Genomic DNA, 13,287 nt, shown 5'->3' on the forward strand with positions numbered 1-13,287 from the left:
TGCCTTGCTGGGGCAACTTTGCGTAAGTCCCAAGACGCATTACAAACGATAAGGGCGATTGTCCCCGTCGTATAAAAAATCCCTGCCAAAGCGCGCTGTGCGCAGGGATTTTTTTCAGTGCTTCGCTGTTTTCTTAGTATGGCAATACGGTGTCAGATCAATGCTGTCGGCCGTCTGCGGCAGGCTGACTGCACCGGCTGGCAGCAAGCGCGCAAAGCTGCGCATGACTTCTTCTTCACCATGTACCAGAAACGTATGCGTGGCACGCGTATGCTGATGCCAGGTCAGTAATTCATCGCGGTCAGCATGCGCTGAAAAACCGTTGATGGTATGTACGCCAGCTCTGACTGCGATCTCTTCACCTAGCACACGCACTGTACGCGCACCGTCGATAATTTCCCGTGCCAGCGTTCCTTTCGCCGCAAAGCCGACGAACACGATGCTGGCGTTCTGCCGCCACAGATGGTGCTTCAGATGATGACGGATGCGGCCACCGGTACACATGCCCGCGCCCGCCATAATGACCGCGCCGCCGGAAAAACGGTTGATCGCCATACTGTCCGCCACATCCCGCGTGAAATGCAGACCGGGCAAATCAAACGGATCATGCTCATTGCTGAACATCGCTGCCGTTTCGGCGTCATAACAACCAGTATGCTGACGGAAAATCTCGGTCGCTGAGATCGCCATCGGTGAATCCAGAAACACCTGCATGGAACGCGGTAAACGATGCTGCTGCACGCCTTCGCGCAGGTAATACAGCAACTCTTGCGCACGTTCCAGCGCGAAGGTCGGAATCACGACATTGCCGCCGTGCCGGAAGGTGTCGGTAATCACCTGATACAGCTCTTCTATCGACAGATCGAGCGGTTTGTGCAGACGGTCGCCATACGTGGTTTCCATCACCACCACATCGGCTTTTGGCGGCGTCGTCGGATTGCGCAACAGCTTTCTGCCGTTGCTGCCGATATCGCCGGAAAAAACGACGCGACATTTTTTGCCATCTTCCGTCAGATTCAGCACGACGGAGGACGAGCCCAGAATATGGCCGGCATCGATAAACGTCGCGGTGATGCCGGGCGCGATCAGCAACTCCTGATCGTAATGCACAGTCTGGTTAAAGTGATCCAGCATATGCAACACATCATGCGTGTTGTACAGCGCTTCGGTGCGTTTGTCTTCACCGCGCCGCGCGCTTTTCTTGTTCTGATATTCGGCTTCCGATTCCTGCAGATGCGCAGAATCGAGCAACACGATGCGCGCCAGATCGCGGGTCGCAGCGGTGGCAATGATGTTGCCACGGAATCCGCGTCGCACCAGCAACGGCAGGCGGCCGCAATGATCCAGATGCGCATGCGTCAGCAACACATAGTCGATTGACGCTGCATCGAAGCCGAACGGGCCGGCATTTTCTTCATTCAGATTACGGCTGCCTTGATACATGCCGCAGTCAATCAGTATGCGCACACCGTCGCATTCCAGCAGATGGCAGGAACCGGTCACACCGAGATCGGCACCATGAAATGACAGTTTCAATTGAATTTCCTCACTGAATAATCAGGGCATCGCGCTGACTGCCGCTTCGCCCGAAGCGTCAAGTATAGCCAGAGTGATGCCATACAGATAGCATTCGCCGCACTTTCTCTTGGGAAGGCCGTATTGAATGCACGCTTGCTGAGCCAGCTCAAATTTCGGCGGGTGTGTAGTCTATTTGTGCATCTCCTTCCAAGAGAAACAACATCTATCAAATTTTCTGACATCATTTGATGTTGCATTACTAATTGCACGCAGGTATGTTACTTTTTTATTTTAAAACCAGTTAAATGATCAAGAGATCGCAGTGCGTCAACGTGATAGCAAGAGGTTAGCGTTGCTATTTCTTCTGCGCTTTTGAGATCCATTTTTTTACCGCTAACGATGGAAATTGTTGGGTTTAAAATAAATCAAAAACTTATGCATTACTAGGAGTGGTAATTGGAAATTCTGTTTTATATACTTTTTACATTTGTGGCTTACAAAATATATGTCAGCCTGTATTTCAAAAGTAAAAAATTTAACGCTATAAAAAATAGCATCGAACAATATACAAAAAATTGTAATGACCTGAACAAGCATATAGAAGACCTAAAGTCATCCTACGTTGATATAAGGTCGTTTGACTACGGAGAAAGGCAACTTTACGACAATAGTAACTTCAACATGAAAAGAACAAAATGGAAAGAGGAAGCCAAAAGCCATCGAACGCACAACTGTTCTTCATCTGTTTTGAAGAACGCTAGCAACCAGCCATTCAAATATCTGTGCAAATATTTCCATATAAAAGTCACGGAAGAAACATTATCGATATTCGAACAAGTGCTGAATAATTTTGCCTCGGCTGAACAAGGCAAGATTTTATTGAAAAATGAAAGAGATTCTATTGTCTCGAGTATTAGTAACTCTATCCCGCTACTAATACGGAGCTTTAGTCGTGAAAGAGTCATTCAAGAATTGGGGTTTAATCATATTGATTTGAGTGATCTATATTTTCCTGTCTACACATTTCAATTTGTTTCTGCAGGGGGAAATAGTTCTTCGAAGTGCGACATCAAGTTGGACGTGCAGAACTTAGATAGCTTTATCCGTTACCTGAGTGACCTCGTAAAATTCAAAAATAGCATCGCAGGACAGCGAGCTTTAATGACTTCAAATCTCAGAGAAAAAATAAAAAACCGGGATAACTTTACTTGTAAAATTTGTAATCTGTCGGTTGCTGAAGAAAAAAATCTTTTGTTGGAAATTGATCACATTACCCCGCTTGCAAAAGGTGGTATGACTTCTGAGGAAAATTTGCAAACTTTGTGTTGGAGATGCAACCGTTCAAAAGGAGCAAAAATCTTTTGCAATTAAATCAAAGAGCACCATCTGCACTCACAAATATTTACAACACCGTTCTCATCACTGAGACATCGCACCAGCCAATAAAAAATTCCCGACAGATCAGACGATGTGCCGGGGATTTTTTATTAGGTAGCAATTTATTCCGGTTGCAGATAAAACGCATCCGGTAATTGCGCGCCAGCGGTGGTGGTTTTGATGTCGCCTTTGGTGTTGGTCAGTACGACTTCGAGTTCGGGGCCACCGAGTTCGATGATGACTTGGCGGCAGGCACCGCAAGGGGCGATAGGGCCGTCGGTGTCGCCGGTGACGGCGATTGTTGCGAAATCACCCGGGCGATAGCCAGCGGCGACGGCGCTGAATAAGGCGGTGCGTTCGGCGCAGTTGCACAGGCCATACGACGCATTTTCCACATTGCAGCCGTGGAAAACTTTGCCATCTTTGGTCAGCACTGCCGCGCCGACTTTGAATTTGGAATACGGTGCATAGGCGCGTTCGCGCGCCAGTTTGGCTTCAATGATCAGTTGCTGCGTGTTCATTATTTTTCTCCATTAGGACTTACGCAAAGCCGCCCCGGCGGATTACGGCTCCTCGCCGTACTATTCGTACTGTCTTCGTCGCCATGCCTTGCCGGGACAACTTTGCGTCAGTCCGGTCTATTTAAAAAGGCACGCCGGTCAGCATGCCTTTTTTGTTTAAGTTTGTCCCTGATATATGCTGCGCCTTTCAGATCATTTTTGCTCTGAAAGGCGCAGCAGTATTCGGAGATTATTTTTTCACGCCCAGTTCGCGCAAACGTTCCTGCAGATAGCTGCCGGACGTGTGACGTTCAGACAGCACAACGTCCGGACGTGGATGAAGGAACAGTGGCAGTGAAATACGGGATTTCTTCGCTTCTTCGCCGGTCGGGTTCAGCACGCGGTGAATGGTCGAAGGGTAATACCCTTGCGAGGCTTCATCGAGCATGTCACCGATGTTAACGATCAGCATGCCAAAGTCGCACGGCACATCATGCCAGGCGTTGTCTTTGCCCAATACCTGCAAGCCAGCCTGGGTGGCGGCTGGCAGCACGGTCAGCAGGTTGATGTCGCCATGCGCTGCTGCCCGCACTGCATCTGGTTCTTCATCGCCGGTCAGCGGTGGATAGTGCAACACGCGCAGCAGGGTCAGGTCGCTGTCGGTGATCATGTCCGACAAAGGCATCGAATACTTGGCTTTGATGTCTGCCGGTGTGTGATCTTCTACCCATTGCAGCAATTCCGTGGCGAGCTTGTTACCGTGCTCGTAGTATTCCAGCGCAGCCTTGGAGACTTCGGATGGATATTGTCCCCACGGGTAGACGTGGTAAAACTCTTTCAGATCGCGCTTGGCATAGCCTTTGGCGGTTTCGGAAATTTTCGGCGAAAAATAGCCGTCCATTTTTTCCGTAAACGCGTATTTGTTTTTCGCATCGGTCTGGAAAAACTCGTACCATTCCTGATAAATGGTGTTGAGCAGATTTTGCGATAAAGGATGATTGGTCAAAACGCCAAAGCCGGTGTTGTGCAGGCTTTCGGTGAATTTTCTTGCCGCATCCGGATCACGATAATCAACTGGTTGTATCAACATGATGGCTCCCCTTATTTTGCCAGTGCTGGTTTTAGCCAGTCGCTGGACAAGGCCTGATCAATCAGCTTAGCGCAGGCTTCGGCATCCACTTTCATGCAGACGCGAGTTTCTGGTTTGCTGGCTTCCCAACCTGCTTGAGGGTAAGGAATCGCCAGTTTCGCCATCATGGTCTGACCATTGCCTATGCCTTCTTTGGCAACGCGCACGCGACCGTTTTGTGTTTCAAAAATTTCCGGTGCCACCAGCCAGACAAACGCCAGCACATCGTGACCGTAGCAGGCGTGACCGAGGTCAGGGCGTATGCTTTGGTAGAAGTTCGCGTAGAAATTCACTGCGTGCGACAGGGTATCCATCGCTACGTGTTTATGTTGTGCTGCCAGACGCGCAAAGAAGCTCGATGGCAAGACCACGCGATGTGTCACATCCAGACCCACCATGGTCAGATCCCAGCCTGCGGTGAAGACCAGATCCGCTGCGTCTGGATCATTCCAGACATTGGCTTCTGCAACAGGCGAGACATTGCCCGGTTCATCAACAGCACCTGCCATCAGCACGACTTTTTTCAGCAGCTTAGGCAGTTGTGGTTCCATTTTCAGTGCCAGACCCAGATTGCCCAGCGGGCCAACCGCGACCAGTGTGATTTCACCCGGATGCTGACGCGCCATCTTGACGATGAATTCTGCCGCGCTTTCCACTTCCGCTTTACCGCCGACGTCGATACGGGATGGCAGATTGCCGAGGCCATCTGCGCCGTGGATGAAGTCAGGCGGCGTGCCTGCTGCTTTGGCGAATGGGACATTCACGCCTTGCGCCACCGGAATAGTACGGCCTGCGATACGGGTCAAATAGAGCGCATTGATGGTCGCCTGTTCGACATACACGTTACCGAAAGTAGTGGTGATACCAACGACATCAATATCCGGATGCGCGAGCGCGAAATACAAGGCCATTGCGTCATCAACGCCAGGGTCCGTATCGAAAATGACTTTATGTTTTGCTTGCATGGAAATACTCCAGGAATTAACTTCAACTGGCCATTGAACAGAACCCAGTTTGAAGCAATTTGTTGTGTTTGACCTGGTTCAAGGAGGCCGTTATTAACGTTGTCGATTTAAAAAATAAATCACCGGCAGTCTGTACGGGACAAGCCTATACGGACGACCGGCAGGTTTTATAGTCTTTTATCGTGACTTTACAAACGGCACGCCTATCGCCTTCGGCGCGACGGATTTCGCCATCAGGCCCGCAAGAACGACGACGGTGACTACATACGGAATCATCTGTATCAATGATCCCGGTACTTTTCCCAAGCCAGGGAAGACAACGCCTTCGATCTGGACTTGCAGAGCAGTGAAAAAACCGAACATCAGGCAGCCGAGCGCCGTTTGCAGTGGACGCCAGTTACCGAACACCAGCGCCGTCAGCGCCAGATAACCATTACCGGCAGACATATCACGCAGGAAGAAACCACTTTGTACGATGGACAGATATGCGCCCGAGAATGAGCACAGCACACCGGCGCACAGCATCGCCATAAAGCGTGTGCGCTCGACATTGATTCCTGCTGCATCGGCTGCGTGCGGGTTTTCACCAACGGCGCGCAGACGCAGGCCGAAACGGCTGTGATACAAGACCCAGTGCACCAGCGGAATCAGGGCAAACGCCAGATACACCAGCGCGCTGTGACCACCGATCAGCTTGGTATAAAACCAGCCCAGAAACGGGATACCTGCCACCGCATCTGAACCCGGTAAAACGATATCGAACAATCGGGCAGCGCCAAGATCTGGCGTGCGTCCGCCCTGCATAAAGAAAAACTGGGCAAGCACAAAGGTCAGACCACTCAGCGCGATATTCAACGCAATACCAGCGACCAGCTGGTTACCTTTTTGCGTGATGCTGACAAAGCCTTGCAACAAAGCGATGACAGCGGAAATGCCGATACCGGCGAGTATGCCGAACCACGGGTTTTGCGTCGCGACGGCGACTGCTGCTGACACAAATGCCGCTGCCAGCATTTTGCCTTCGAGTGCCAGATCCACCACGCCGCTGCGTTCAGCGAACAGACCTGCCATCGCTGCGAACATTAATACCGGTGCATTGCGGATGGTTGAGACCAGAATGCTGGAAAATTGAAAATCATCAAACATCATTTTTCCTTACGCTTGAGCAGAGCAGAAATCGCCGGGGCATACAGATTTTCCATCGCACCGCAAAACAGTATGATCAGGCCCTGAATGAAAATAAAGGTTTCGGTCGGAATATTCGGTTTTTCCAGCGACAGATCAAAGCCACCTTGTATCAGCGCACCGAACAGTATCGACGACAGCAAAATACCTATCGGATGCTGACGCCCCATCAATGCCACGGCGATGCCGATAAAGCCTGCGCCTGCGGGGAAGTTCAGGCCCAGATAATGGGTTGATCCCATGACGGAATTGACGGACGCCAGACCGGCCAGCGCACCGGAAATCATCATCGCAATAATAATGGTTTTGCCGATGGAAATACCCGCATAGTGCGCCGCATGCTGGTTCAGACCGGTAGCGCGTAACTGATAACCCCAGGTTGTGCGCCATACGGCAACACCGTAAATAATTAAGGCCAGCAAGGCCATGATGAAGCTGATATTCAGCGGAGTTTCACCCAGCACAGGCAGGATGCCATTCAGCTTAGGCAGCCATGCGCTATCGGCAAAGACACGGCTGGCAGGATTTTGCTGACCGTCTGGAATCATCAGGATGATCAGATAATTCATCAGATTGGCCGCAATGAAGTTGAACATGATGGTCGTCACAACTACGTGGCTGCCACGTTTTGCCTGCAGATAACCAGGTAAAAAAGCCCATGCCGCGCCGAAGATTGCGCTGCCGGCAATCGCCAGCGGAATCAACAGCCATGCCGGTAAGCTGGCGTCAAAAGCCAGCAGCACCAGTGTCAGCCCGAGTCCGCCCAGATACATCTGACCTTCGCTGCCGATATTGAATAAGCCCGCTTGCATCGCAATCGATACCGACAAGCCGGTGAAGATAAATGTGGCGGCGTAGAACAGGGTGTAGCCCAGTCCTTCGGGATTGAAAACAGCGGCATTCAGCAGTATGCCCAGCGATTCCACCGGGCTTTCACCCAGCAGATAAATCACACCGGCTGCTACCAGCAGGGCGGACAGCAAGTTCATTAAAGGCAGGGCAAAGGCGGTGGCCCAGCGGGGAAGATCAGCTTGATTCATACGTGGTTCGTCGCTTGTTTGTTCGCTTATGTTCGCTTTTTGTTTCGGCTGCTGCTTAGTGTTTGTGTAATCCGCCCATCAGCAGGCCGATGCGGGTCGCATCAAATTCTTCTACTTTCAGCTCGCCGGTGATACAGCCGCCGGACATCACCAGTATGCGGTCTGCCAGCGCGCGGACTTCTTCCAGCTCCACTGACACTAACAGTATGGCGACACCGGCATCGCGCATCGCCAACAAGCGTGCGTGCAGACTTTCTATAGTGCCGATATCCACGCCGCGTGTCGGCTGCCCGACCAGCATCAGTTTTGGTTCTGACGCCATCTCACGCGCCATCACCACTTTTTGCTGATTACCGCCGGAAAGCAGGGCGATGCGTAAATGCGGATCAGCCGGGCGCACATCAAATTTGCTCAGCAGTTCGGTGCAGTTCTTGAGTATGGCTTTGTAGTCGAGCAGACCAAAGGCTTTGCCCAGTTTTTTCTGATAGCCGAGAAAGCTGTTCATCATGACCGAGAAATTCTTCACGACCGCATCACGCAGCCGATCTTCAGGCACATGCGCGATGCCGAGTTCGCGGAACGTCGCAGGCAAACCATCAGCATCTTTGCGCCCTGCAAATGGCAGCGGCTTTCCTTGCATAGTCACTGCACCGCTGCTGGGTAATCGCATGCCGCTCAGCACTTCCAGTAGCTCGCTTTGTCCATTGCCGGAGACGCCAGCGATGGCGACGATTTCTCCGGCGCGGATATTGAAATTCAGATCTTTAAGCAAGCTGACTTGCTGGGCGTTGATCAGATTCAGACCCTTCACATCTAGCACTGTTTCACCCGGCGCATACGGCGCACGCGGCAAATGTGTTTCGATAGGGCGACCCACCATCAGTTCTGCCAGTTGCTCTTTATTGGTGTTCACCGTCTGCACGGAACCGACGACGGTACCCGCGCGCATCACGGTCACTTCGTCAGTGATGTCGAGAATTTCCTGCAGCTTGTGAGTAATCAGAATAATCGTTTTGCCTTGTTCTTTGAACAGGCGCAAGACGGCAAACAGCGAGGCGGTTTCCTGCACCGTCAGCACCGCCGTAGGTTCATCCAGAATCAGGATATTCGCACTGCGGTATATTTGTTTCAGAATTTCAACGCGCTGCTGTATGCCGACCGATAAATCCTGAATTTTGGCGAGTGGATCAACGTCGAGCGAGTAACGCTGACAAATCTCACGCAGGCTGGCTTCGACTTGTTTGCGATGGGCTGCAAGCCTGAAGCCTCCTTCAGAGCCGAGCATGACGTTATCCAGCACGGTCATGTTTTCCACCAGCATGAAATGCTGATGCACCATGCCGATGCCGAGATCGATTGCTTCCTGACTGTTACGGATTTGCTGTGGCGTGCCATTGATCAGCAACTGACCACCATCCGCACGATAGTAACCGTACAGGATGCTCATCAACGTGGATTTGCCTGCACCATTTTCGCCGATGATGCCGTGGATGGAACCGGGTGCAATGGAAAAACTCACATCGCGATTCGCCTGCACTGCGCCAAAGCGTTTGGATATGTGTTGAAATTCGACGGCAGCTTGCATACGTTCGGGATTCTCGGTGTGATCGAGTCAGGAATAGGGGTAAAAATTTCGGGGCGCCGATGTTGGCGCCCCGATCATGGTGAGTTTTATTTTAAATCGGGCACTTATTTGCATCACGGAAATCGACGACTTTGATTTTCCCGTTGATGATGTCTTGTTTCGCTGCATTGACGCGTTTTTCAACTTCAGCACTGACAACGCTGCGATTGTCCTTGTCCAACGCCCAGTCTACGCCGCCTTCTTTCAGGCCTTTGTAGACGGTACCGCCTTGCCATCTGCCATTTTTCAATTGCATGAAGCTGTCATAAATCGCCTGATCAACGCGCTTGACCATCGATGTCAGCATATTGCCCGGATGTATGTAGTTTTGATTCGAGTCAACACCGATACCGAGTTTGCCTTTTTCTTTCACGGCCTGCAGTGTGCCCATGCCGCTGCCACCAGCTGCGGCAAAGATCACATCCACGCCGCGTTCAAACTGGGCACGTGCCAGTTCGCCGCCTTTGGCCGGATCGTTCCAGGCAGATGTCGTGGTGCCGACCATGTTCTGCACGACTTCAATTTTAGGATCAGTCGCTTTCGCACCCTGCAAATAACCACAAGAAAAATTGCGGATCAGCGGGATATCCATGCCGCCGATAAACCCAATTTTTTTCGATTTGCTGGCAAGTGTTGCTGCCACGCCGACCAGATAAGAACCTTCCTGTTCTTTAAATAAAACGGAGCTCACGTTGTCACCTTTGGCGACACCATCGATCAGCACGAACTTGGTGGCCGGGAATTCTTTCGCGATATTCTGTACTGCCTGCGCTTGGGCAAAGCCGATGGCGGCAATCAGATCGACTTTTTTGCGCGCCAGATTGCGCAGTACCTGTTCAGTCTGGGTGTCGCTGGCGACTTGTACTTCCATGAAGCCGATCTTGGTCTCTTTTTTGAAGCGTTCTGCGCCTTCGGAAGCAGATTGATTGAAGGACTTATCAAATTTACCGCCTGCATCGTAAATCACTGCAAACTTCGGGTCTGCGGCGTAAGCGCTGGCGGTGATGAACAGACCAGCCAGAGTCAGGCAGAATGGTTTGAGTTTCATGAGAGCTTCCTTATTCAGAGATCATTCAGTGAAAACAGGTGGCGGACAAGGATGGTCATCTGGAAGACTATCCAAATGAGCGGATGCCCATTTCATGCTTGCTTTCACCAGCCTAACATGGAGCGGTGTTACTTCACTTCATGCAGGCAAAATTTTATCAAATACTGTGCAGCTGAGACGCTTGCCTCTAATCAAACCCGGCCACTGGCGAGGATTGCGGAATGCGTTGATACGGTATCAGGCAGCCTGTTGGGCCGCCATAAATTCCAGCACTTCCTGACGCTGTGGAATCGATGTCTGCGCACCGAGTCTGGTCACTGTCAATGCGGCGGCGTACTGTGCTTCGCGGCTGGCTTCAGCGATGCTGAGTCCATTTGCAATGGCGACGGCAAATGCGCCGACAAAGGTATCGCCCGCAGCAGTAGTATCGACCACATTCACTTTGATCGCCGGAATGAAATGGCATTCATCCGCTTGCGCAATCAGTGCGCCGTGACCGCCCATCGTCAGCAAGACGGTGCCGGTTCCGAGGGCCAGTAACTTCTCTGCTGCAACACGGGCGCTGGCCTGGTCGGTCACTTCGGTCTGACTCAGCTGTGCTGCTTCCGTTTCATTCAGGATCAGATAATCAACCTGCGCCAACAGGGCGGCATCCAGGTCTTGCGCCGGAGCCGGATTGAGGATGACTTTGACTCCTGCATCGTGCGCGATCTGGATGGCGCGGGTGACCGTTGCAAGCGGCGTTTCCAGTTGGCACAGCAACATGCTGGCACTGCAAATGGTGTCGCGAGCCGCTTCAATCTGTGCTACGGATACCGTTGCATTGGCACCGGCAGCCAGCACAATGCTGTTATCGCCACCGTCTTCCACTAATATCCCGGCCACGCCTGTCGCGACACCGGAAGCCCGTGTCAGCTGACTGAGATCAATGCCTTCAGCCGCCAACGTCTGCCGTGAAAAATCGCCAAAACCATCATCACCAACCGCGCCGATAAAGTGGACGTCCGCACCCTGACGCGCGGCCGCCACCGCCTGATTGGCACCTTTGCCGCCGGGAATTTGCCGGAACTCATGACCGTGCAGGGTTTCTCCTAATGCCGGCATGCGCGGCGTGCGGAAAACCAGATCCATGTTGACGCTGCCGACTACTGTGATGCGTGGCTTCATGATACTTTTTTCTCAATATAAAGAGTTGCGCAATCGTTTGCGCAATCGTTTTCGTATTTAACTATGTGCTGCTCGAAGTCGTCAAGCGCATTCTCAGGAATGCGTTGAAATTTGCTTGTTTCCTGATCAGAACAACAACGGCGTTCGCCGTGCAGTGATAAAAAAATATGCAGGATTCAAGAGAGTGAGCGATTGTGGGGCCGAAGATATTTCCTGTCAATTATGACAAAGTGGTGGGCACGGATTTATCGCGTTTACGTGGGCAAGGTGAGTATGAGGACGTATTCAGCGGTGCTGATGGAGCGTTGCCTGTTGAGGCGTAGTGGATACTGGGGTGCCATCAGATTGACAATTTTCAGACAAATGTTTATTGTTTTAAACAATTGTTTTTGGTGGGTGTTGTAAGTGCTTGTTGTAAGTGATTGAAGAGCTTGTTTTAAGCAAGTGCAGATGATCTCTTTTTTGGCAGAAACGAAGTGAAAACAAATCCAGACTAAAACAAGTAGTAACAGATAACAACCTTACGCCACCACGGGTCATCGTTGCCAGTGTTGCACACCTCTCCAATCGTCAGTGCACCGTCACAGGCCAGCATTACAGATCATCATGTCAAAAAAAGAACAGTTGTATCAGTTGGTGCGTTCTCATCCATCTATCTCCCAGCAGGCATTGGCAGAACAGTTGCACATCTCACGGTCTGCGGTTGCGGGTCATATCACCAGCCTGATACGCGATGGGCGCATACTGGGGCGGGCATACGTGTTAGCGAGTGAGCGTCCGCTGATATGTATTGGCGGTGCGAATATCGACCGTAAATTACGGACATATGCTGCTTTACAGATGGGCACCTCCAATCCTGTCAGCCAGATTGAGTCTTTTGGCGGTGTAGCGAGGAATATTGCCGAAAATCTGGCGCATCTGGCAAGCCCGGATCTGCCGGTTCAGTTGATATCCGCACTCGGAGACGACGTTGCCGGGGAGGGTTTGCGCAAACATGCCGAATCAGTGGGAATTGATGTGAAGTCCTGCCTGCAAGTCAGTGGCGGGGTGACTGGTAGCTACACCGCGTTGCTCGATGAGCAGGGCGCGCTCCTGCTGGCGATGGCGCATATGACCTTATGCGACGCACTGACGCCGGAATTTTTGGCACGGAGTTCGCAGCAACGCAGGAATGCCGCATTGGTGATCGCGGATTTGAATTTACCGCAGGCTAGTTTGCAGACGTTGTTGCAAGAGGCGCAGCAAAATGGTGGTCTGCTGCTATTTGTGGCTGTGTCAGAACCCAAGATGCAGCATTTGCCTTTGCGTCTGGATGGATTGCGATTGCTGATACTGAACCAGTATGAATTGCAGGCGCTTGCAGGGCGAATGCTGGATGACCATGCGCAGATTGCTAATGCCTGCGCATCGTTGCAGGAGCGTGGAGCCGTGGATGTCGTGGTGACGCTGGGTGCGGATGGTGTGATATGGACAGATGCGGATAATCCGGCAGGTTTTTGCCACTTACCAGCGATTCCTGTCACCGTGACCGATGTAACGGGTGCCGGAGATGCTTTTGCCGCCGCAGTATGCTGGTCGCTGGCACAACAACCGGATGACCTTGCTGTTGCATGTCAGCAGGGTTTGCAGATGGCGGCGCAGACTGTACAGAATGCGTCCAGCGTTGCGATAGTATCGTGATAGTGCTCCCGGTGTCATCGCGATTGATCTGTCGACGCCATACAGACAGCAGTG

At 51.7% G+C, this 13,287-nt stretch carries 11 protein-coding genes; 2 read left to right on the forward strand and 9 right to left on the reverse strand.

All coding sequences use genetic code 11. From position 1 onward, the window contains the following. Window positions 1-114: 114 nt before the first annotated feature. A complete protein-coding gene (locus ACO0LB_RS00365; RefSeq protein WP_423045372.1) occupies window positions 115-1,536 on the reverse strand; it encodes an MBL fold metallo-hydrolase RNA specificity domain-containing protein in 1,422 nt (473 codons plus the stop codon). A 438-nt stretch (window positions 1,537-1,974) separates the two neighbouring features. On the opposite strand from ACO0LB_RS00365, the gene ACO0LB_RS00370 reads away from it, so the two are divergent. Next, the gene (locus ACO0LB_RS00370; RefSeq protein WP_423045374.1) at window positions 1,975-2,889 is read left to right on the forward strand and encodes an HNH endonuclease; all 915 of its coding nucleotides are present in this window, start codon (window positions 1,975-1,977) and stop codon (window positions 2,887-2,889) included. A 128-nt stretch (window positions 2,890-3,017) separates the two neighbouring features. On the opposite strand, the gene ACO0LB_RS00375 is transcribed toward ACO0LB_RS00370, so the two are convergent. The 8 genes from ACO0LB_RS00375 to rbsK all read right to left on the reverse strand — a co-directional run bounded on the left by ACO0LB_RS00375 (window position 3,018) and on the right by rbsK (window position 11,553). After that, entirely contained in the window at window positions 3,018-3,416 is a 399-nt protein-coding gene (locus tag ACO0LB_RS00375; protein ID WP_423045376.1) for a cytidine deaminase, read from the reverse strand. Window positions 3,417-3,645: 229 nt separating this feature from the next. Then, window positions 3,646-4,485 carry an isopenicillin N synthase family dioxygenase gene (locus ACO0LB_RS00380; RefSeq protein WP_186884804.1) on the reverse strand — a complete coding sequence of 280 codons (840 nt, stop codon included), beginning with the start codon at window positions 4,483-4,485 and terminating at the stop codon, window positions 3,646-3,648. 11 nt (window positions 4,486-4,496) lie between these two features. Next, complete coding sequence (locus ACO0LB_RS00385; protein WP_423045378.1) at window positions 4,497-5,489, reverse strand: nucleoside hydrolase; 993 nt, start codon at window positions 5,487-5,489, stop codon at window positions 4,497-4,499. Window positions 5,490-5,666: 177 nt separating this feature from the next. Beyond that, window positions 5,667-6,638: an ABC transporter permease gene (locus ACO0LB_RS00390; protein WP_423045380.1), complete on the reverse strand. Its 972-nt coding sequence runs from the start codon at window positions 6,636-6,638 to the stop codon at window positions 5,667-5,669. Further along, window positions 6,635-7,714, reverse strand: coding sequence for an ABC transporter permease (locus tag ACO0LB_RS00395; RefSeq protein ID WP_423045382.1), 1,080 nt, complete (start codon window positions 7,712-7,714; stop codon window positions 6,635-6,637). Before ACO0LB_RS00395 ends, ACO0LB_RS00390 begins: the two co-directional genes overlap by 4 nt. Window positions 7,715-7,769: 55 nt before the next feature. After that, a complete protein-coding gene (locus tag ACO0LB_RS00400) occupies window positions 7,770-9,299 on the reverse strand; it encodes an ABC transporter ATP-binding protein (RefSeq protein WP_423045384.1) in 1,530 nt (509 codons plus the stop codon). Window positions 9,300-9,390: 91 nt separating this feature from the next. Beyond that, window positions 9,391-10,386 carry a BMP family lipoprotein gene (locus ACO0LB_RS00405; RefSeq protein ID WP_423045386.1) on the reverse strand — a complete coding sequence of 332 codons (996 nt, stop codon included), beginning with the start codon at window positions 10,384-10,386 and terminating at the stop codon, window positions 9,391-9,393. 237 nt (window positions 10,387-10,623) lie between these two features. Beyond that, entirely contained in the window at window positions 10,624-11,553 is a 930-nt protein-coding gene (gene rbsK, locus ACO0LB_RS00410; protein WP_423045388.1) for a ribokinase, read from the reverse strand. Window positions 11,554-12,159: 606 nt separating this feature from the next. Between rbsK and ACO0LB_RS00415 the strand changes: the two genes are divergently transcribed. After that, window positions 12,160-13,233: a carbohydrate kinase gene (locus ACO0LB_RS00415; protein WP_423045389.1), complete on the forward strand. Its 1,074-nt coding sequence runs from the start codon at window positions 12,160-12,162 to the stop codon at window positions 13,231-13,233. The last annotated feature ends 54 nt before the right edge of the window (window positions 13,234-13,287 follow it).

Source organism: Undibacterium sp. SXout7W, from assembly GCF_049339385.1.
In the GTDB taxonomy this organism is placed as follows: Bacteria; Pseudomonadota; Gammaproteobacteria; order Burkholderiales; family Burkholderiaceae_D; genus Undibacterium.